Origin of the sequence: Enterococcus sp. AZ091 (assembly GCF_051714805.1) — a bacterium.
Lineage (GTDB): Bacteria > Bacillota > Bacilli > Lactobacillales > Enterococcaceae > Enterococcus_D > Enterococcus_D gallinarum.
The window spans coordinates 1,849,670-1,871,505 of record NZ_JBIOSO010000001.1 but is presented as its reverse complement, the minus strand read 5'-3'; the positions used below and the strand labels follow the sequence as shown (position 1 = coordinate 1,871,505).

Sequence of the window (21,836 nt, the reverse complement as noted above, 5' to 3'; positions counted from 1 at the left end):
CCTGTTTGCTTATGAGGGGAATCGTACACCTTCATTGTTCATCGACTTAATGGCTAATAAGTTCAAGAGTGCTATCTTTTGATATCTTTAAATTTATCTAAAGATAGTGACAAAGACCATGTAAGCGGTTGCTTCTATCCGTTTTCGTGCTATACTATAAGTGTAAGGAGCAAGGATTCCCAGTAAAGCAGACGATGAAGGATCTGCAAGAAAAGAATTGTTGTCAACTTAGAAAAACAGACAAAGGATGTGGGAATTTGAGTTACTCCTTACTAATTGAATAGGATTCGGCGAATGTGAGCAATACGGATGTGATCATAGTGGACATAAGAACCTTAGATCACAAAAACAACAGCGAAAATAGTAGCTTGTTGTTACGTACCTTTCGTCGAATCTATTTTTTTGTCAAAAAATAGTTAAGCATCACTAGCCAAACTTGTCAGCAATCGTGCTATAATAAACAGCATTGATTTTAGATTAGATGGAGCATTTATTGTATGAAATATTATTATCATTTTGTTGTTAACCCTGAAGCAGGCAGTGGACGTGGCCTAAAAGTAGCCAAAAAAATTGAAGCAATCGTCAATAAGCGGCGTTTTCCCCATCAGTTCTACTATACAGAATATGCCGGGCAAGAACAGGAACTTACTACTTCTTTACTGGCACAAGTATTGTTGCCATGGGATGACATCTATCGAGAAAATTCAGAAATGCTTTACCCCTTACTGGTGGTGATCGGTGGCGATGGCACCTTACATCAAGTAGTTTCCTCCCTTCAAGAATCAGAAAAAAATATTCCACTAGGCTACATTCCGGCAGGATCAGGGAATGACTTTGCCAGAGGAATGCGTTTACCTAAGGAACCAGAGCAAGTATTTTGGAAAATCGCTGGGACCGCTACTCCTCAATCGGTTACGATCATCAAGTATCATGATCAAATCCAAGATGAAACTGGGTTCGCAATCAACAATATCGGTATTGGATTAGATGCATCGATCGTTTACGCAGCAAATCATTCTGCTGCGAAATCAAACTTAAACAAGTTCAATTTAGGTTCATTTGCCTACTTGTCCGCAGTAGTGAATGTCTTGTTCCGGCAAAAAGGATTTCCCATTCTGGTAGAAACCAATGGGACACAATTGAATTTTACAAAGGCTTTCTTGTGCACAACGACAAATCACCCCTACTTCGGTGGCGGTGTGGCGATCGCACCTACAGCAAACCTCAACGAAGATAAGATCGATTTCGTTCTCGTTGAGCGAGTCGCTTTGTTCAAAATTTTTTGGCTTTTAGCCTTACTAACCCGCAAGAAACAAATGAGATCTCGCTACTTCCATCATTTATCTACGAATAAGCTCCGAATCGTCTCCACAGTACCACAGCATGGTCAAGAAGACGGCGAAGAAATGGGTAAGCGGCCATTTGATATCACCATAACCACTACCAAACAATTGATATGGAGTTAGAATAGTGAGAGAAGAAAAATGATGCAGCTGTTGAGTCAGCGGCATCATTTTTTTATGACTCATGCAACCCTTTTTTGATTAAACCAGCGGCTGTCTTTTTTCAAAACGAACTGTATTATCAAAAAGGCACAGGCAAATAAGACCAATATCAAGCAGTTCAACCAGAATTTCGTAATGAAATCCGCATTCACTGAGAGGGTGTTCCCAATCAATTGATTGTTTTGTACAAACCAATAAGTCGGTGTAAAAGAAGCGATCTTACTAATAAAGTCTGGTAAAAAATCTGATGAAACAAAAACTCCCCCTAAAAAACAGCTTCCCATAATATACACATTCGAAATTCCATTCAACGCCTCACTATTTTTGACAAATGACGTAACACACGTTGAAAATGTGACAATCGGCAAGAAAAAACACAAAAGATTAATCACTAGATAGCCGGTCATGACGGACCACGTGCTACGAGTAAATAGGAGTAATCCCGCTGTAAAACAACTAGTCAGAAGCAGTGAATACCCCAACATACCAATAGAAACGGCTCGGTTCAACCGCCGTGTTGATAAAGGAGATACTTGATTGCGATTCCGGATTTCTTTCCGATTGAACACTAGATTGACTACTCCATAGCCACTAAAAATAGAAAGAAACAAACCGTAAGCAAGTGCATTGAATACTAAGCTGCCGAATTGCTGGTTCATCCGTTCACTGTATCCACGACTAATCGTTACTTCGCCATTTGCGGCCAAAGTAGATTGCGTATTTTTCAATGCCTCTTCCCTATTGCCAGTTACATGATAAAAAGCCGTATAAGTCGACAAAAAGGTATCTACTTGCCCTTCAATCAATGTTTTAGCAAAAGCATCGGGACGAGATTGTGCATCGATTGCTGACGGTACACCTGCTTCAATATTCGTAGTAAAATCTTTAGGCAAAAATAAAACATAGTCGATTTTTCCAAAATACAGCGCATCATCAATCGATTTTTGGCTCTTATCAGACAATTCCACAACCGTTTGTTCTTCTTTTAAATAGTCAATCAGTGCTTTACTTAATGCGGAGTTGTCTTCTGTAACAATGGTCATTGTCCCCCGATCCAATTTTGCATCCGGTGCTGCTGTATTTTGCGCATAGAAGAAGGTGATGATCACAGTTACAATGACTGCAATCAACAAATTTGTTTTGTTCGCTTTTAAAATTTTCAAAACGGCTTTATACAGCGACATATTGAACCCTCCTTTCAAACATTAGATTACTAAAGGCTAAGATAACCATAAAGGCTACTAACCAGAAAAGATTCAAATAGAAATCCTCTAGTGAGCGATAAAAATAGAGCTGATAGAAACTCTCACTAATTAAGTTGACAAGATTCAGTTTTCCTAGCACCGGAATGTGCAGATCGATCCAGTATTTGATGTCTTGGGAGCCCATCATACCAGCAAAAAAACTCATCGCCATTGTAACAGCCACACCCAATCCTTCTTTTTGTGCCAGCCCCATATTAGGAAACAAATTCCCAACCAAATTCCCTAATAATAATGCATTCAATGCACCCAAAGCGGATAGGACGAATAACCACTGCCAGCGGTTTCCAAAGTCGACTTGATAAATAAAATGAAAAACACTTAGAATCACTAAAACTTCTAAGAAAAATATCGTGAATCCAGCAAGGATATTTGCTGAAAAAACCAGCAATCGGTTTCGAGGGATGATCGAAAGGCGAATCCCTTTGGAAGACTGATTTGCTTGCTGGTCTTGGGCGTTTCTGACCCCCCACATGAATCCATACAAAATAGCCATTCCCACCAAGGTAAAGAAATAAAAACTTTTGATACTCATGTTTCTAGTCTGATTTTCTTGCTGAACAAAAGATTCTCCAACTAGAAAAGATGTGAGCTGGTCTTCTGTCAAAGTAGAGTCAATTGCCACCAACTTATTGGCCAGGTCAGTATTTTGTAAAAATCGGTCCATCATGTTTTTTAGAATGGTTTGAGAAAGACCGGTACGTGCAATAGCCAATTGGATCGATGACTGTTCAAAGGAATAATATCCAGCAAGATCCCCTGCATCTAATCGTTTTTCAGCCTCTTGAGGAGAGACTTCTTGTAGTGAAAACAATGGTTCTCCACCAGACTTTGTTTGCTTCAAAACATTCATAAATGCGACTTGCTGAGTCAGTTGTCCCTCATTTGTTTTCTGATTTTGTTCTTCTTTGATAATCCCAACGGGAATCGTCTCGATCGTTCCAGCTTGATCAATCTCGCTAAATGCTACAGAAAACATCAACCCTAATAAAATCGGGAAGATCAATGTCCAAAATAGTAAGGAATTATTACGAACTAAAACGTTCAAGCGATACCGATATAAGTGTCCAAACATAATCTCCCTCCTAGTCTCTTAATTCTTTACCGGTAATTTCCAGAAACACATCGTTTAATGTTGCTTCTCCTGTATGAATCTTAGTAAATGCGATATGTTCATCCTCCAAATAGCTTAGTACTGGTAAAAGAATCTCTTTCATCTTTTTGGCTGTGATCGTCAAACGCTCTTTATCATAGGCAGTTTCAAGAACTTGAGGCAATGACTTGATAAATTCGATCGCTGTATCTGGAAGTAAAGGGATATCAATCACAAGATTTTCCGTACTTCGAACCATGTCCTTCAACTCTTCTTTTGTTCCTTTCGCGATGACTTGTCCCTGATCCATGATCACAATCTGATCACAAAGTATTTCGACTTCCTCCATATAATGAGTCGTATAAACAATTGTTGCACCTTGCTGATTCAACTTTTTGATACTGTCCAAAATTTTGTTCCGACTTTGGGGATCCACGGCAACAGTTGGTTCATCAAGAAAAATCAGTTGTGGTTTATGGGCAATGCCGCAAGCAATGTTTAAACGCCGTTTCAAGCCACCACTTAATTGTTTTGGATAGAATCCTTTGAACTCTTCTAATCCCACAAGCGAAATGACTTCCTCGATCAATAGTTTCCGCTTCTTCTTGTCAGCAACATACAGACCACAGAAGTAATCAACATTGTCGTAGACAGTCAACTCTTCAAATACAGCGATATCTTGCGGAACGACGCCAATTTTTTGCTTTATTTCATAACTTGTCGGTGTCATTTTATTTCCAAACAATTTAATAGTCCCTTTATCAAAAGATAATAAGGACAACATACAGTTGATAGCTGTTGATTTGCCGCTTCCATTAGGTCCTAAAAGCCCGAGAACTTCACCTTCCCTGACTTGCAAATTAAAATGATTCAATGCGAGAAAATCACCATAACGTTTTACCAAGTTATCAATTTCAATAATCATCGAAAAAACTCCTTTCCAAACACTTCTTATTCTGACTATAATAAAAAGCGAAAAGAATAACTAGTGAGGATACGCCAAAACAAAAATGACATTTGTCATTATTTAGGAGCCAGATATGAATAAACCATTGTCGATTAATGAGGTTGTTTTTTATTTTCTTCTCTGTGGAGGGCTAATGTCCCTGAATGGCTTCCAAGCCCTAGACTTAATTTATCTTTTGACGACAATCATCTTAAGTGGTCTCTGTCTGCTATTCAAAAAAGGAACGTGGCTGGCATTGGGCATTTTGATAGGTCTTAGTTTGGTTTGGCCAATTTATAGCTATTTTTTCCCATACGTCTTTCGTTCAGCCCAGATTGGTGAAAAGCAAGAAAAGATCCTCCTGCTCATTCTTTGTATACTCTTATTTTCCTTGGTTCCTTCTTGGCCGATACGGATTATACTGATGCTTTTGGTCTACTCTGCTTCTTACTTGCGAAACGATAGTTTTGAATTTCATTCGTTACAAAAAAAATTCAACTCGACTCAAGATGCCAATTGGGAAAATGAGAGCCGATTGCGTGAGCAAAACGACTACCTTAAAAGCTCTCAAGAAACAGAAGTCGCCTTACAGATCGCTGAAGAGCGGAATCGAATCGCTCGTGATATCCATGATAATGTTGGTCATCTGCTTTCAAGTGCCATCTTACAATTAGGTGCCATTCAAGCAATTAATCAAAATAAGCAACTTCACTTACCATTGGATCAATTGAACCGAACCATGAACTTGGGTATGGACCGCATCCGAGAAAGTGTTCACGATTTACATCATCACTCGCTTCCTTTTCCACAAGCATTAGATCTTTTGCTATCAGACTTTCAATTTTGTACAGTTGAGGTAATAGGAACACCGCCAAGTATTCTCTCTCAAACACAACAAACTGTCCTAATCACGATCATAAAAGAAGCCTTGACCAACGTCATGAAGCACAGTCAAGCAACAAAAGTGACTTGCGATTTTAAACAACTACCTGCTTTTCATCGATTACAAATCAAGAATGACAAACCAAAGGATAGGCTCAATCACACCCACGGGATCGGTTTGCAGACGATGCGCCAGCGAATCAACCAGGTAAACGGACAACTCCATGCCCTTGAAAAAGAGAATTTATTTCAACTTACGATTATTTTACCTAAGGAGGAGGACCAATGATCCAAGTAGTAATCATCGATGACGATCCCCTAGTTACCGCATCATTAAAAACCATCTTGGAAGTTTCAAACGAAATTGAGGTAACAGGCATCGGTCATTGTGCCAAAGAAGCAGTTGCATTGTACGAAGAAAGAAAACCTGCGATTATACTAACAGATATTCGGATGCCCGATGGGACTGGATTAGATGCTGCTCGCAAGATTTTAACCCGGGATCCGAATGCCGTCATTTTACTCTTAACTACTTTTGATGATGATGCCTATATACGAGAAGCTTTGGATCTCGGAGTCAAAGGCTATCTCATCAAGCAAAATCTTTCGGCTATTGTACCCTCTATCAAAGCTGCATACAATGGCCAAGCAGTGTTTGGCGCTGAAATCGTCACGAAGTTTCCTACACTGTTAAAAAATAATGACTCTTATTTGACTACTCATTTCTCAGAACGAGAAAAAATGATCTTGAAGGAAATTGCCACTGGAAAAAACAATAAAGAAATTGCGCAAGCGTTGTTTCTCAGCGAAGGAACGGTCCGCAATTATATCAGTAAGTTATTAGAAAAATTAGAACTTCGGTATCGTACCCAGTTAGCCATTTATTATTACCAGCATTTACAATAAAAAACACGTAAGAGGCAATCTCCTCTTACGCGTTTTTTTGATTTCAGCCTTAAATGCTTCCTGAACTATTCGGATTGGTTGGGTTAGTCGGATTTGTGTTTGGTGCCCAAACTGGCGGAACTTTGTCTAATTTTTTCTCTAACCCGGTTTCCTCTCCTTGTTCGTTTTCGGCATCTGGACTTTCATCAAGTTTGTATTCTTTCTCCAACTCATCCAATTTCTTGAAGTTATTGCTGGATTCTTTTGCTAATTTTTCTAATTTGTCATCTGTTTCTTTCGCCATTTAAAAACGCCTCCTTTTGGTATTAGCTTAGCATGTTTCGCTAAAAAACCAAAAGAAAGCGCTCATTTTCATTAACTGTAAAAAAATTCTTTTTTAAGAGACGAGAAAATCATATGGAGAAAGATTCTCCATCCCAATCATTGGATCAACCACATTTTTTTGAACCATTTCGATTGTCAATTCTCTCGAAAGCGGTTCTTTTGAGATAGTTCCTTCCGGTAGTGTTTCTTCGATGATGGATTCACCCGGTGTTGCGGCAAACAAATCAAGTTCCTGTTTCTGAACCGACTGCTTACTGCTCACCGGCTCATGGGCAGTATCTGTTTTCTTTTCACTTTTTATTGTGGCTGTTGTCTGTGAGTTAGACTCTAAGAAAGGATCATCTGCTTCTTCAAACTGCGCCAACCTTTGACGTTGCAAAGGTGTCATCTCGTCGCTGCCGTTGATCCGCTCTTGCAAGGTAGTCAGTCGAGTGGCGGACTCATGTGTCACACATGTTTGATAAGCTTGGGGCTCTCCTAATAAAATCAACAGCTCTTTGCTGCGGGTCACTGCCGTATAGAGTAAATTTCGTTGCAGCATTCGTTGGTATTGATGAACCATCGGCATGATCACCATTTTGAACTCGCTTCCTTGCGCTTTATGGATCGAGCAGCAATAGGATAATGTGATTTTATTCCATTCATTTCGCTTATAGGTAACTTCTGTGGCATCGAATTGGATCACTAATTCGTCCACTTTGTCTTCCGACTGTTTGGCAGGAATAATGCCGACGATTTGTCCCATATCCCCATTGAAAACATTGTCTTCTGGTGAATTGACCAGCTGCAAAACTTTATCTCCGATCCGATAGACTGTTTCATTCCAAGTGACTTCTTTTTTGGTCCCATCGTTTGGATTAAAGATTTCCTGCATCATCTTGTTTAGTGCATCGATCCCTGCTGCTCCGCGGTACATTGGCGCTAGAACTTGAATGTCTTGCGGTGTGAAGCCTTTCGCTTTCGCCCGTTGCACGATTTGTGCGATCAACGGTTCAATTTTGTAAGCATCACAAGCAAAGAAAGAGCGATCTCTTTGATTTTGGGTAAAGTCTGCAGGCAGTTGCCCATTTTTTATCGCATGAGCCAATGGAATGATGCTTGACCCATCTCCTTGACGATAGATCTCGGTCAATTCTTGTTTTGGAATCTGTTCGATTTCTAAAAGATCATGCAGCACTTGTCCCGGTCCTACTGAAGGCAGTTGGTCTTTGTCGCCAACAAAAATAACTTGCATATTTGTAGGGATCGATTTGAACAATGTATTAGCCAACCACGTATCCACCATCGACATTTCATCAACAATCAACAAACCGCCTTCAAGTTCTTTCGCAGCGACACTAGGCGTCTTCTCACGGCCGTTAAGCCCAAGCAAACGATGAATCGTCCCACTGGGAAGTCCCGTCGTCTCATTCATCCGTTTGGCTGCCCTACCTGTAGGAGCTGCCAACAAGATGGGGAACATTTCTTCCGTGTATTTTGCGGGATCTAAATCAAGATCATTCAATTCAGCAAATAATTGAACGATCCCATTGATTACTGTCGTTTTCCCTGTTCCAGGTCCGCCAGTCAAAATAAATAATGGGGAATGGATGGCTTCTTTGATGGCTTCTTCTTGGGAAGATCCATAGACGATCCCTAATCGCTTCTCGATTTTTCGCAGTGTTTTTTCAACTGTTTTTTTGGGGTAGTTGATTTCTTTTTTGCGAGCTAATAATCGTTGGATCGAATTGGCGATCCCCCACTCTGAAAAATAGAGACTGTTTTCATACAACTTCGTTTCTTCTTGTTGGATCTTGCCTTCTTCTACCAATCCAATAATCGTATTTGCCAAGTCATCCGGTGGAATTTCGATGGGTCGACTCGTTTCCAACAACCGAAGTGTTTGCTCGAGCAAATCTTGTGCGTGAATATACGTGTTCCCAGTCTGTAAAGATTGGGCAAAAATCTGGTGCAAAACTGCCGCACGATAGCGCTGGGGCGAGGTGGCTTCAATTCCTAATTGATCGGCGATGTTATCTGCCCGTTTGAAGCCAATCCCTTCAATATCTTCGACTAATTGATAAGGATTTTCTTGGATGATCTCTAATGCTTCATTTTTGTATGCTTGGTAAATGGCAAAAGAAAGCTGACTACCAAATCCATAGCGGCTTAACCCAACGATCACTTGATCCATCCCATGATTGAGTCGAACCGTATCAAGAATCATTTTTCGCTTGCTTTCATTCAATCCAGGAATTTGCTCCAACAATTCCGGGTCCTCTAACATGCGATCGATCGCCTGGTCTCCTAGAAGCCCCACAATTTTTTCAGCCGTCTTCTTACCGATACCAGGAAACTTCTCTCCTGAAAGATAATTGATCAGACCTTGCTCTGATGTAGGTTGTTCTTGCTGATAGCTGTCCACTTTTAATTGGACGCCATATTTGGGATGATTGACTAACTCACCGTAGAATCGGTAACTCTCCTCTTCTTGGATCTCACCGAAGCTTCCAGTGACGACGATCTCAGATTCTTTGTAATCCGCATTATTTTCTGTCACTTTGACTAAAAGTACCTTATAGAAATTGCTAGGATTTTGAAAAAAGATCGCGGCAACATGGCCGACAAAAAATGTTCTTTCTGGATTCACGACGCCGCTCCTTTCACCTATAGTAAGGCATCTAAACTGTCTTGATTTTCTAGAAAACTTGCATCATTCCAACAAGTCATCTCAAAAGGCAATTGTTTATCTGCTCCTGTCTCTAAAATGGTCAAGCTATTATTAACAAGACCACCTTGTTCCCGCAATTGTGCCAATTCTTTTCCGGCCAACCATTGGATAGCTGCCGTCAATGAGGCCCCATGACCGACAAAAAGTAACGGACCATTGTGGGCTTGCACAGCAGTCATCACCACTGTTTCAATGCGCTTCAGGGCATCTTCGATGGGCTCTCCTTGAAATATCGTTGGGTCATAACGGTCAAGATGGTGGCGCAAATCAGCCAGCTCTTGCGGGTATTTTGCCTGCATTTCATCAATGAACTGCCCTTCTAAATCGCCTAGTCCAAGTTCACGTAATCCTTCTGTATAAACAATCTCGACTGGTTGCTTTAATCTTTCCACAATCCCTTGTGCGGTTGTACGGGCACGTAACGAGGTACTTGAATAGATTTTTTCAAAAGGAACATTTGCGATTGCGTCACCCAAAAGCTGGATCTCCTGATAACTTTCAGGCAACAATGGTGAATCGCCCATCATTCCTTGAAATCGTCGTGCTTGATTCCATTCTGTTTTGCCATGACGAGTAAAATATAATTGCATCGAACAAGTCTCTCCTATCGATTGTATCTAATCTAATTTGTCATTGTCGTAGTGATGAGTCAATTCTAGCTCTGGAAACCCTTGTTGCCGTAAAGCTTCATAAATAATCAACGCGGCAGTGTTAGATAAATTCAATGATCGGACATGGGCATCATTCATTGGAATTCGTAAACATTTGTCCGCATGTTCGCGCATGAATGTTTCAGGCAATCCAGTTGTTTCCTTCCCAAAAAGGAAAAATTGTTCTTCATGAGTCGTATAATCTACTTCAGAATAGACACGATTGGCAAACTTAGAGATCAGGTACAGTGGACGATCACCTAAAAAGGACATAAATGCCGCTAAATCTTTGTGATAAGTAATATGAACATCATGCCAGTAATCAAGTCCAGCACGCTTCAAATGCTTATCATCTGTTGAAAAGCCTAATGGTTCAATTAGGTGTAAATGTGTATTGGTGGCCGCGCAAGTCCGAGCGATATTGCCGGTATTGGCAGGAATTTGTGGTTCAAATAAAACAATGTGATTCATCTGGTAAGACTCCTTTCAATTGGTTCGAGCCAATTGTCTCTCAATAGATTCTATAGTACCATATTTTAACGAAAATCGTTTTGCGAACTTCTATCTGATTTACTGAAACTTTGAGCATAAAAAAAACGTACCAACTCGGTGTCAATCACTGCGAGTCGTTACGTTAGTGAAGCTCTTTTCACTAACTTTTATCAGAACAGGAACCTGATAAAAACCAATGAAAAATGACTTGAGAACAATATATCACTCCCATGACATGATTGCAAGGGTAAATAACAAAAAAGTTCAAAAATTTTTCAAGAAACTTTCGCGACTAACAACTCAATATCGACTGTTATTTCGTGTAACGGGTTTTCCCGAACTTTTGCTATTTGCTCGTTTGACGCACCCCACTCCAATGGCGACATCGCCAACAAGTCCAGTCGCCGGTCTTCTGGGATTGAGAATGGATAACAAATCCGTTCTCGGCTCGCTTGCGGATATTTTGCAAAAAATTTATCAACGACACGTTCATTAGAATAGACTTGTTTTGCAGAATCATCTGGATAAAAAGCTTGCCGCAGCTCTTTAAGGTAGCTTGCTGCTGGCACAACTTTGATCACTTGTCCGCCCGGCTTCAAGATGCGGTCGAATTCCTGATAATTGGAAGGCGAAAATAAATTCAAAATCGTATCAAAACTAGCGGGGGCAAAAGGAAGATTCGTGAGATCTGCGACACACCAAAAGGCAGAAGCAACATGATTGGTTGCCAAATAGACGCCTTCCTTGGCAATGTCAAATCCTACTGCCGTTTTTTCTTGTCCGGCTAATAATTGGGCAAAAAAGCTGCCTTCCCCACAACCAATATCTAAAATGTTTTCGGATTGTTCAATCTGGTGGGAGATGGCCTCTAAGACTGGACGATATATCCCACTTTGGATCATCCGACTTCGAGGAACAAACATTCCTTGATCATACTCCGTTTTCACAGGATGATCCAAAAAAAATAAAGTACCCTTTTTTGAAAGATCAAAACGATGACGATTCAGACAAATCAGTCCACTCTCATTGGCAAAGACCTGCTGATGACACAATGGACACTCAAATAAGTCGCTATGGGCCTCAAGAAAAAGTCGCCCACGATCGATTTTTTTTAACATATCAAATCCCTCTTCTCTTTCTTACTTTAGCATAGACTTATGGTAAAATGCTAGTATAGAATAACAGCTGAAAAACGGAGGGAAACAGATGTTAAAAGAATTTTGTGCCGAAAATTATACGATGATCCCATTAGCGATCGGCCGAGGAGCAAAACGGATCGAGTTATGCGACAATTTGGCTGTCGGCGGGACCACACCTAGCACGGGTGTGATTGAAGAAGCACTGAGTTACGCTGGTGAAAAAAGTGTACCGATCATGACAATGATTCGACCAAGAGGCGGTGATTTTGTTTATAATGACATCGAGTTAAAAATCATGCACACCGATTTGATCGAAGCCAAGAAATTAGGAACTGATGGTGTGGTCTTTGGCTGTCTGACACCGAACGGCTGGCTCGATGAGGAAGCACTGGAACTTCTGATTGATACAGCTGAAGGATTACAGATCACTTTTCACATGGCATTTGATGCCATTCCGGAATCTCGCCAATTTGAAGCCATTGATTGGCTTGCTGATCACGGCGTCCACCGCATCCTCACACATGGCGGGCCAGCAGGAACAGCTATCGAAGAGAACTTAGAACGGTTAAAAGCATTGATCGACTATGCAGGAGACCGCTTGATTATTTTACCAGGTGCAGGTATTTCATACAAGAATGCCCAGTCAATTGCCGATCAGCTTGGTGTCTCTGAACTCCACGGAACGAAAATCGTTGATTTGACAGATCATTAAGCAAAAAAGACATTCGCTGATAAACGAATGTCTTTTTTTGCGCAAAGCCTACTACCATTTATCATATCGCCTGCAACAAATCGTACTGTGATTGGTACAAGTGATGATAGAGCCCTTTTAAGGCCATCAGCTGGTCGTGATTGCCTGATTCAGCAATTTTTCCTCCAGCGACATAAAAAATACGGTCGGAATTTTTGATCGTTGACAGGCGATGGGCAATAATGAAGGACGTCCTGCCTTCCAGAAGTTTTAAAAGCCCTTCTTGCAGCAGCTCTTCAGTCTTTGTATCAATACTTGAAGTTGCTTCGTCTAGAATCAATATCTTTGGATCTGCCAGTAATGCTCGGGCAAAGGAAATTAACTGGCGTTGCCCTGCGGATAACGTACTTCCTCGCTCTTCAACAACCGTGTGGTAACCATCTTTCAACTCCTTGATAAACTCGTGGGCTCGAACGATTTTTGCAGCTTCGATGATTTCTTCTTCGGTTGCTGCCAGATTTCCATAACGAATATTTTCCATGATCGTCCCCGAGAAAATAAAAGTATCCTGCAGCATGACACCCATTTGTGAGCGCAATGATTCCAAGGTCACATCCCGAACGTCATAACCGTCAACTTTGACACTGCCTTCATTCACATCATAAAACCGACTCAACAAGTTGATGATCGTCGTTTTACCTGCGCCGGTAGGACCAACTAACGCAATACTTTCTCCTACCTGAATCTGGAAGTTAACATCAGACAAGATATTTTTGCCTTCTTCGTAATGGAAAGTCACATGATCGAAAGCCACTTCCCCTTTGATGCTCGGCAATTCTATCGCATCAGCTTTATCTTCAATATCCGGTATTTCATCCATCGTCTCAAAGATCCGTTCAAGGTACGCCGTTGCCGTGATCAGTGAATTATAAAAATTTCCGATATTGATTACTGGATTCCAAAAATTATTGATGTAACTAATAAAAGCAATCAACGTGCCAGTACTGACATCAACACCGATTTGACGAATACCAACAAAGTAAATCAGACAAGTAGTGATCACAGAGATGTTTTGCACCCCTGGCCACATCAAAAATTGGACTCTGACAGCTTTCATCCAAGATGTACGGTAATCATTGCTGACTTCTTCAAAAATTTGGGCATTTTCTTCTTCACGGGCGAAGGATTGAGTGATCTTGATACCAGCGATACTTTCGTGAATATACGCATTTAGATTCGACTGTTTGTTGCTTAAAACTTGATAAGCTTTGCGCTGTTTATTTTTAATCACCATGACCATCACGAACAAGATCGGTAAGAGTGCCAATGAATACAATGTCAGTTTGACGTCGATGACTAACATGAAAATCAGTGTGATCACTACATTGAAAATATCGGAGATCAGATTGATCAGTCCATTGCTTAACAGATCGCTCAGTGTATTGATATAGTTGACCACACGGATTAAAATCTTTCCATGAGGCCGCGTATCAAAATAGGAAAAAGGCAAGCGCTGTAAATGTTCAAAGATATCGTAACGCATGTCTTTCAAGACGTCTTGGCCAATATTCGTAATATGATAAATCCGGTAACGCATGCACAGTCCAATGATCAGCAGTGTCACAACAAACGCAGCACCGATCAAAAACAGCTGCATTTTATTCTGGTCAGGAATAGCTGAATCGATCGCAATTTTTGTAAATACCGGAGCAAGCATTCCCGCCAAATTGGCTAAGATGATCGTAAAGAGGACTTTACCGATACTCGCTTTATAAGGGACGACATAGCGGGCCAATCGTTTAAAGTCTTTCCAACTGAACTCCTGTTCCAGTTCTTCATCCACATCAAATTTATTGCGCGCCATTGTCGTCACCTCCAGTCAATCCCAATTGTTTTTGGTATACCTCGAAGTATCTGCCTTTTTTGGCAACTAGTTCTTCGTGGGTTCCCTGCTCGATCACGCGTCCTTTTTCCATCATCAGAATTTGATCTGCTTCACGGACAGAAGAGATCCGATGAGCAATGATGAAAGTCGTTTTTTCTCCAGTTAGTTTGGTTAGCTCTTGTTGGATCTTGGATTCTGTCTCCATGTCAACCGCTGAAGTGGTATCATCAAGAATCAAGATCGATGGATCTTTCGCCAAAGCCCGTGCCAATGAAATACGTTGTTTTTGGCCACCGGATAAGCCTACTCCCCGCTCACCGACGATGGTTTCATAACCTTGAGGCATTCGGGAAATAAAGGTGTCGGCATCCGCTACCACCGCCATTTGCCGGATAAAGTTTTCGTCTGCCAACGGATTTCCAAAAGCGATATTGTCAGAGATCGTGTTAGAAAACAAGAATACATCTTGCATGACCATTGAAATGTTCTCCCGCATTTGGCGGACCGGATATTCTTTCGCATTTTTGCCATCAATCAGCACTTCACCCTCAGTAGGATCATAAAACCGGCCTACAAGATTGACCAATGTTGTTTTACCAGAGCCGGTTTCACCTAAAATCCCTAACGTTTGCCCAGGTCCTATTTTAAAGCTAACATCTTCCAAAACATTTTGATCCGGATCATCGGAAAAATGAAAGGAAACATGTTTAAATTCCACAAAGCCTTTGATTGGTTCCAAGGCTTTCTTTTCATGGACAGGAATTTTTGACTCTTGTGCGAGCATTTGACGAATCTTGATACAGGCGGCAGAAAAACGTTGAACATCATTGATCAGCCAGCCACTCATTCGCATCGGGTTATTCAACATCCATAGGTACCCGTTGAATGCCACTAGATCACCTAATGTCATGTCTCCATTGATCACAAAGATTCCTCCTAAGACCAAAGCAATGACATTCAAACTTCCAGCTAATCCATCCAACCAAGGCAAATAGGTTCGGGATACTTCGGCAGAAGCCATGTTGCGGGTCTTGAAATCTTGATTGTACGCTTTAAACTTGTCGATCTCATAATTTTCTCTGGCAAATGCTTTGACGACGCGATTACCACCAATATTTTCTTCTACCATCGAATTCAACCGAGAAAAGCTTTCCCGAATCTCAAAGAACAATGGATGAGCTTTTTTTGACATTTGATTCGTTAATAGAAAGATGATTGGCGTCACAGCGACTAAAGCAAGCATCAATTTCCAGTCAATAAAACTCATGACCACTACGGCTGAGAAAAACCACAAAAAACATTCGGCTATATTATAGGTCACCCAAGAAACAAAGTGTCGAATAGCATCGGTATCTCCTGTCATACGCGCCATAATATCCCCAACTCGCGTATGATTAAAGAAGTCAAAATCCAGTTCTTGCAGTTTGTGATATAAATCTTCTCGTAAATGATAGAGCGTGTTTTGTCCAACTCGTTCAAATAATAGTTGATACGCATAGCGGACAATGGTTCGGATCACTGTCGTTGCGATCATAATCAGTAATAATGGAATCAATAAGTGCGTTTGCTGCTGATTGATCACATCATCGATCACCATTCCCCCTAGATATGGATTGACGACGATCAACGCAGCATTAATAAGTAAAAACAGGATTGCTAAAATGATTCGGCCACGATTTTTTTTCGCATATCGCCAGATCCATTGTGTGTTACTCATCTAATTCCCCCTCTCGTTGTTAAGCTTAGCGATTTACTAGGCGATTAAAATGGTTTTTCTTACTCATTTTGATGTAAAATATTACTAAGAAGCCGTCGACCTGAAATTACCAGGTTCTGACACCATTGGAGTGATAAATGAATGAATCTAGTAAATCCCAGAACCTTTAATCCCGAAATTATCTACTTGTTTGATCCTTGGACACAGTCTGAAAGTCATGGAGAAATGCATCACCATGATTTCTTGGAAATCAGTATCGTTTTGGAAGGAGAAAGCAATTATTATTTTGAAGAGGCGCCAGCTACTAAAATCAAGGCAGGCAGTATCATGTTGTTTAACCCTGGTGTCAATCATTGTGAGTTTCAGGAGTCAGGGACTTGTTCCCACCAACTGCATATTGGCTTAAAGAATATTTCTTTAGAAGGATTCAAACGCAACTTTTTCCCCAACAAGCAACCGTTACTGGATTTAGGAAAATACCACCACCAAGTTTTAGATAAAGCGTGGCAGCTCGTTCGGGAGAGTAATGAGGAGCAAGATGAATTCCAATTAATGCAAAAAGCATTGATCATCGAGATGCTGGTCTATATATTAAGAGGCTTAAACGACAAACGTCTGAATGTGGTGCCCTATCTCACGAAAAGCCAACGCCGCCACCAACAAATCGTTAACTACACCATCTACTTTTTAGAGAACCACTATAAAGAAGAAATCACTTTAGAAAAGCTCGCACAAGATCAGTTTCTCAGTCCAACCTATCTTTCAAAAGTTTTTAAAGAGGCTACTGGAGTCAGCCCAATCAATTATTTAATCGAGATCCGGCTAAAACGTGCGAGAGATATGCTGACAAACGAGAAACTCACGATCAAAGAAGTCGCTTCTGCTGTTGGTTATCAAGACGCGTATCACTTTAGCAAGTCTTTTAAAAAACTTTTTGGCGTTTCTCCTTCGTCAGTCATTCCCAAGTTGCAAAAATAAATTTACCATCATGGTCCCATCATCGATACGAATAAGACAAAAAAGCGAGGCGTCTCTTATAGAAAAGAGGCGCCTCGCTTTTGATGAATGGATCTACTTTGATTGAAAGAAATACCTAGTTTCTTCAACGAATAAAATAGTTCATAAATAAGCTAGCAATGTTGAAATAAATCAAGACACTAGTCAAATCACTAAGTGTCGTAATGAATGGACCACTGGCAACGGCTGGATCAAAGCCTAATTTATCCATTAACATTGGAATCAGACTTCCTGCGAGATTCGCTACCGTAATGGCACACATCATCGCCATTCCAATAACAAAACCTAAGATCGGGTTTTGTTTCCAGACAGCCACGATCGCAAAAATCGTTAAACCGGTGACAGCACCAGTCACTAACCCTGTGAGGACTTCACCGATCACCGTTCGCATAAAGCTTTTTTCTTTATCATCTGAGATGGCCAAACGGCGGACCGCAACCGCTAAAGATTGCGTACCGGCATTCCCTGCTGTACCAGTGATCAATGAAATAAAAACGGCTAAAATACTTGCTTCACTTACAAGCTCTTCATAATGACTGATCAAGCTTGCTGTTGCCATCCCCAAGAAAAGCAATGTGATCAGCCATGGCAAGCGTCGTGAAGAGGCTTTGAGGGGATTTTCACTGACTTCTTCCACGTTGACCCCGGCTAATCCGGAATAGTCACTGGCAGCTTCATCATCGATTACGTCAATGATGTCATCAACAGTTACGATCCCTGATAAATGGTCATCGTAATCTGTAACTGGCAAAGCCAGAAAGTCATAATCCCGAAATGTCTGAGCTACATCTTCCTGATCATCCCCCACATGCACGGACATGACCCGTTCATTCAAAATATCTGCAATCATCGTATCATCATCATTGATGATCAAATCCCGCAAAGAGATTACTCCGACCAGTTTGTTGTCCGTATCGACGACATAAATATAGTAAATCGTTTCGGCGACATCTGCTGCATTTTTTAGGACATACATTGCGGATCGTACCGTTTGATTGGCTACGATCGAAACAAACTCTGTCGTCATCAATGAACCAGCTGTCTCATCTTCATAATGCAGGAGCTCTTTGATTTCACTAGCATCTTCTGCCGGCATCAAACTCAAATATTTTGCTACTTGCTTCTTATCTAACGTATTCAGAAGATCGACGGCATTGTCGGTATACATCTCTGCTAGCATGTCAGCCGCATAGCCGGGACGCATTTCCGAAAGATACTCTGTCATATGTTCATCATCTTCTTCGATCACGTCAAACATATCCGCCAACTCTTTGGGTGAAAGGTACGTATAAACGATTTGGCGCTGCGACTCATCGAGAGATTGGTAGAATTGTCCCTGCTCATAAATATGCAGATCCAAAAACACTTCACGAAATTTTTGGATATCTGTTTCATTCAACGCCTGAGTCAGCTGCTCAAAGCGCTCATTAAGTTCTTGATTTTCATCCAATCTCTTCACCTCTTTTATTCACTCATTGCTTGTTTGATTGATGCCATATCTGCCGGCAAGTCTGCTTTAAAATGCAGCGATTTGCCGCTGAAAGGATGGGTAAAAGCCAATTCGCAACAATGAAGGGCCTGACGATCAATGCCAAGATCCATCGCACCGCCATAAAGTTCATCTCCCAGTAATGGACAATGGATGGCAGCAAAATGAACGCGAATCTGATGGGTACGACCGGTATGAAGAAGAATCGTAACCACAGCAACTTGCTGATCCTTTTTCGTCAACCAATATTCCGTACGTGCGGATTTCCCTTCCAAACTTGTTTTTCGTTTTAATAATGAACTGAGATCTCGTGCAATCGGATAAGTGATTTCTCCGTGAGAAGCCAATTCTTGAATCTGTCCCGCAACGATTGCTTGATATTTTTTTATCAATTGCTTTTGCCGCAGCTGAACATCTAACTTCGCATGGGCAAAGCCATGCTTGGCAAACAACATCAATCCAGATGTATCCCGATCTAAGCGAGTGACCACATGAATGACCTGATCTTGATAACCTTGCTGTTTATAATAAGCTTTGACACGATTAGCCATCGTCCCATTAGGATGATATTGAGCCGGGATCGAGGCAATGCCTGCTGGTTTGTTTACAATCAAAAGATGCTGGTCTTCATAAACGATCTCGATTGGCGTCTCATCTAATAAGACCGTTTCATGTTCACCTTCGTCTGGGATCACAATGGTTACCGTATCATTTTGCACCAAAGAATACAAGACATTTTGTCTTTGGTCATTAACAAAAATCTTGCCTCCTTGAAACTTGATTTTTGCCAACAATCCTTTAGAAATCCCTTGCTCTTTCAAAAAGTATTTTAACTGTTGCGGCTCTTGCCGCTCATAATGATAAGTAAATTCCATAACTGTTAAATTTCTCCAATAAACGCATCTTTGACACGGTTCCAAAAGTGCATATGCCGATAGGAGGCAAAGTGGATCCGTTCGTCTGCAATACGATAATAAATCGCATCGATTTCTTCCTGTTCAATCGTAAATTGATCAATGGTCACTAGATAGTCCGTACTAGCTTGTAGTTTGACTTTGACCCACTCATGATCTCCGACAATGATCGGTGACCCTAACGTTCGGAAAACACGATTGTTTAAAGAAGCGATTTCTGCTAGTTGAAAAGCATTGATACTTGGATGCAATACTGCCCCTCCCACGCTTTTGTTGTAAGCTGTTGAGCCTGTAGGTGTCGAAATCGATAAGCCATCTCCACGAAATTTCTCAAAAAGATCTTCTTTGATTGAAATATCAGCTACCATTGTCCGATTTCCCCGCTTGATCGTTGATTCATTCAATGCAAGAAAATGTTTGTCTGATTTCCCATTGGTATAAGTGATGCGGACATCAAGCAAAGGATAGCTCACACTCTTTTGACGATCATTGCACAACGTATCGACCAATTCTTCCAATTCATAGTCTCGCCAGTCGGTATAAAACCCAAGGTGTCCTGTATGGACCCCCAAAAAACGAACCTCTGCTAAGCGATGACTGAACAAGTGAAACGCAGACAACAGTGTCCCGTCTCCGCCCACTGAAATAACCAATTCTGGGTTCTCTTGGTCAATCGTATTGTCAGACTGGGCCAACAATTCTGTTAATCGCTTTGTGACAAGCATCGACTTTTCTTCTTGATTGTTGATAATTGCTACTTTGATCCCTGTCATGCTTCATCCCCCTGCCGCTGTTCCTTATGATTGCCTTTCCCATGTGAAAACAGCCGTTGCGCTTCTTGGATTTCTTCGCGAATATTCGACATCTCCTCATCTAATTGATAGGCAGCTTCTGCAGACCGACGCAGGCGCTCGCTGATTTCATCTGGAAATTCTCCTTGATATTTATAATTCAGTGAATGCTCGATCGTTGCCCAGAAGTTCATCGCTAATGTACGAATCTGGATCTCTGCTAAAATGATCTTTTCACCATCGATCAATTGGACAGGATACTCGATCACTAAATGATAGGAACGATAGCCGCTCGCTTTTTTATTTGTAATATAATCTCTTTCAATAATTACCTTCATATCATGTCGGGTGCGCAAAAGATCAACTACTTGATGGATGTCTTCAACAAACTGACACATGATCCTCAAGCCGGCAATATCTGACATTTCTTCTTCTAAACGATCCAAAGGGATTCCCCGCAATTTGCTTTTAGTTAAAATACTATCGACTGGTTTTACACGACCCGTGACAAATTCGATCGGCACGTGTTTATTTTGTTCTCGATATTGTTTGCGGATTCCCCGCAACTTTACTTTTAGTTCTGAGACGGCTTGTTCATATGGTGCCAAAAAATCTTCCCAATCTCGAATCATTTCTATCCCTCGATTCTTTTCATAACATACGGTTCTATTTTACCACAATCTTAAAGGAAAACAGAATGTTCAATCGGTGCCACCTGCAAGAAAAATAACAGAGCTCTTTTTTGCTTCAACTCTCCCAAGGGTTTTCATTTGACTTATTGCCCATCGTTATGTAAACTTGATGGACTGTAAGGAAAGAGGAAAACAATGACACATCAAGTAGAAATCGAATTTAAAACATTGTTGACTCGTGAAGAATATCAGAGAGTCATTGCCTTCTATCAGCTTGATCGCTCCGCCTTTCATACCCAAACAAATCTTTATTTTGATACATTGGATCATCAATTAAAACAAAAAAAGTTTGGTTTGCGGATTCGGACGACGGAAGATAAAGCAGAATTAACGCTTAAATCACCTCTTAAAGAAGGGTTATTGGAAACGACCGATATCCTTTCGTTAGATGAAGCAGCTGATTTACGTGAGAATCAAAGAATCTTATTTACCGGTGCGGTTGCCGATCGCTTGATCCAAGAGCAAATTGATCCGGCAGCTGTGAAACCTTTTGCTGAGTTGACGACTCGTCGAGCAGAATTCAGCGTAACAGAAGGTTTACTTGCTTTAGATGAAAGCTGGTATGGCCAATCCCATGACTATGAGCTCGAACTGGAAGTCTCAGAGGCTTCTTCAGGAAAACGAGCATTTTTGTCTTTGCTTGATCGCCTGCATATCAGTTATCGTCCAGCAAAAAATAAAATTATTCGTGCCTTAGAAGAGAAGTTGTCAAAAAAAGAGTATGAATAGTT

General features: G+C 41.0%; 20 protein-coding genes. 6 read left to right on the top strand and 14 right to left on the bottom strand.

What is annotated here, in order from left to right:
* Window positions 1-497: 497 nt before the first annotated feature.
* A complete protein-coding gene (locus IGJ28_RS09315; RefSeq protein ID WP_252711845.1) occupies window positions 498-1,466 on the top strand; it encodes a diacylglycerol/lipid kinase family protein in 969 nt (322 codons plus the stop codon).
* A 59-nt stretch (window positions 1,467-1,525) separates the two neighbouring features.
* On the opposite strand, the gene IGJ28_RS09310 is transcribed toward IGJ28_RS09315, so the two are convergent.
* Genes IGJ28_RS09310 through IGJ28_RS09300 form a run of 3 tightly spaced genes read right to left on the bottom strand, consistent with a single transcriptional unit; the run spans window position 1,526 to window position 4,785 of the window.
* Window positions 1,526-2,689 carry an ABC transporter permease gene (locus IGJ28_RS09310; RefSeq protein ID WP_005472361.1) on the bottom strand — a complete coding sequence of 388 codons (1,164 nt, stop codon included), beginning with the start codon at window positions 2,687-2,689 and terminating at the stop codon, window positions 1,526-1,528.
* Window positions 2,676-3,842 (bottom strand): ABC transporter permease, encoded by a 1,167-nt coding sequence (locus IGJ28_RS09305; RefSeq protein WP_060814259.1) that lies wholly within the window; start codon window positions 3,840-3,842, stop codon window positions 2,676-2,678. The genes IGJ28_RS09310 and IGJ28_RS09305 overlap by 14 nt, the downstream gene beginning before the upstream one ends.
* A 10-nt stretch (window positions 3,843-3,852) precedes the next feature.
* Window positions 3,853-4,785: an ABC transporter ATP-binding protein gene (locus IGJ28_RS09300; protein WP_103299942.1), complete on the bottom strand. Its 933-nt coding sequence runs from the start codon at window positions 4,783-4,785 to the stop codon at window positions 3,853-3,855.
* Between the two features lie 115 nt (window positions 4,786-4,900).
* Between IGJ28_RS09300 and IGJ28_RS09295 the strand changes: the two genes are divergently transcribed.
* Both IGJ28_RS09295 and IGJ28_RS09290 read left to right on the top strand, forming a co-directional pair.
* Window positions 4,901-5,977: a sensor histidine kinase gene (locus IGJ28_RS09295; RefSeq protein ID WP_438845340.1), complete on the top strand. Its 1,077-nt coding sequence runs from the start codon at window positions 4,901-4,903 to the stop codon at window positions 5,975-5,977.
* Complete coding sequence (locus tag IGJ28_RS09290) at window positions 5,974-6,594, top strand: response regulator (RefSeq protein ID WP_438845339.1); 621 nt, start codon at window positions 5,974-5,976, stop codon at window positions 6,592-6,594. Before IGJ28_RS09295 ends, IGJ28_RS09290 begins: the two co-directional genes overlap by 4 nt.
* A gap of 49 nt (window positions 6,595-6,643) precedes the next feature.
* Here the strand turns inward: IGJ28_RS09290 and IGJ28_RS09285 are convergent, their stop codons facing one another.
* The 5 genes from IGJ28_RS09285 to IGJ28_RS09265 all read right to left on the bottom strand — a co-directional run bounded on the left by IGJ28_RS09285 (window position 6,644) and on the right by IGJ28_RS09265 (window position 11,888).
* Window positions 6,644-6,877, bottom strand: a complete 234-nt coding sequence (locus IGJ28_RS09285; RefSeq protein ID WP_041119103.1) for a hypothetical protein — start codon at window positions 6,875-6,877, stop codon at window positions 6,644-6,646.
* A gap of 93 nt (window positions 6,878-6,970) precedes the next feature.
* Window positions 6,971-9,547 (bottom strand): SF1B family DNA helicase RecD2, encoded by a 2,577-nt coding sequence (gene recD2 / locus IGJ28_RS09280; protein WP_252711844.1) that lies wholly within the window; start codon window positions 9,545-9,547, stop codon window positions 6,971-6,973.
* A gap of 17 nt (window positions 9,548-9,564) precedes the next feature.
* A complete protein-coding gene (locus IGJ28_RS09275; protein WP_086269250.1) occupies window positions 9,565-10,218 on the bottom strand; it encodes a histidine phosphatase family protein in 654 nt (217 codons plus the stop codon).
* 27 nt (window positions 10,219-10,245) lie between these two features.
* Entirely contained in the window at window positions 10,246-10,749 is a 504-nt protein-coding gene (gene trmL / locus IGJ28_RS09270; protein WP_103299938.1) for a tRNA (uridine(34)/cytosine(34)/5-carboxymethylaminomethyluridine(34)-2'-O)-methyltransferase TrmL, read from the bottom strand.
* A gap of 296 nt (window positions 10,750-11,045) precedes the next feature.
* Window positions 11,046-11,888, bottom strand: coding sequence for a methyltransferase domain-containing protein (locus IGJ28_RS09265; RefSeq protein ID WP_252711843.1), 843 nt, complete (start codon window positions 11,886-11,888; stop codon window positions 11,046-11,048).
* Window positions 11,889-11,976: 88 nt separating this feature from the next.
* Here IGJ28_RS09265 and IGJ28_RS09260 point away from each other — a divergent pair, with 88 nt between their 5' ends.
* On the top strand, window positions 11,977-12,621 hold the full coding sequence (locus tag IGJ28_RS09260; protein WP_195957659.1) for a copper homeostasis protein CutC: 645 nt from the start codon (window positions 11,977-11,979) through the stop codon (window positions 12,619-12,621).
* A gap of 61 nt (window positions 12,622-12,682) precedes the next feature.
* Here the strand turns inward: IGJ28_RS09260 and IGJ28_RS09255 are convergent, their stop codons facing one another.
* A complete protein-coding gene (locus tag IGJ28_RS09255) occupies window positions 12,683-14,464 on the bottom strand; it encodes an ABC transporter ATP-binding protein (protein ID WP_438845338.1) in 1,782 nt (593 codons plus the stop codon).
* Window positions 14,451-16,202, bottom strand: coding sequence for an ABC transporter ATP-binding protein (locus IGJ28_RS09250; protein WP_003127043.1), 1,752 nt, complete (start codon window positions 16,200-16,202; stop codon window positions 14,451-14,453). The genes IGJ28_RS09255 and IGJ28_RS09250 overlap by 14 nt, the downstream gene beginning before the upstream one ends.
* Before the next feature lie 141 nt (window positions 16,203-16,343).
* Between IGJ28_RS09250 and IGJ28_RS09245 the strand changes: the two genes are divergently transcribed.
* A complete protein-coding gene (locus tag IGJ28_RS09245) occupies window positions 16,344-17,180 on the top strand; it encodes an AraC family transcriptional regulator (protein WP_003127042.1) in 837 nt (278 codons plus the stop codon).
* 124 nt (window positions 17,181-17,304) lie between these two features.
* On the opposite strand, the gene mgtE is transcribed toward IGJ28_RS09245, so the two are convergent.
* From mgtE to IGJ28_RS09225, 4 genes are read right to left on the bottom strand one after another with little or no spacing between them, the layout of a single operon-like run.
* Complete coding sequence (mgtE, locus tag IGJ28_RS09240; RefSeq protein ID WP_438845337.1) at window positions 17,305-18,669, bottom strand: magnesium transporter; 1,365 nt, start codon at window positions 18,667-18,669, stop codon at window positions 17,305-17,307.
* A 14-nt stretch (window positions 18,670-18,683) separates the two neighbouring features.
* The gene (locus IGJ28_RS09235; RefSeq protein WP_003127040.1) at window positions 18,684-19,583 is read right to left on the bottom strand and encodes an RluA family pseudouridine synthase; all 900 of its coding nucleotides are present in this window, start codon (window positions 19,581-19,583) and stop codon (window positions 18,684-18,686) included.
* Window positions 19,584-19,588: 5 nt separating this feature from the next.
* Entirely contained in the window at window positions 19,589-20,386 is a 798-nt protein-coding gene (locus tag IGJ28_RS09230) for an NAD kinase (protein ID WP_029486937.1), read from the bottom strand.
* Between the two features lie 5 nt (window positions 20,387-20,391).
* A complete protein-coding gene (locus IGJ28_RS09225; protein ID WP_021151082.1) occupies window positions 20,392-21,045 on the bottom strand; it encodes a GTP pyrophosphokinase in 654 nt (217 codons plus the stop codon).
* A gap of 195 nt (window positions 21,046-21,240) precedes the next feature.
* Between IGJ28_RS09225 and IGJ28_RS09220 the strand changes: the two genes are divergently transcribed.
* On the top strand, window positions 21,241-21,834 hold the full coding sequence (locus tag IGJ28_RS09220) for a CYTH domain-containing protein (RefSeq protein ID WP_103299934.1): 594 nt from the start codon (window positions 21,241-21,243) through the stop codon (window positions 21,832-21,834).
* Window positions 21,835-21,836: the final 2 nt, after the last annotated feature.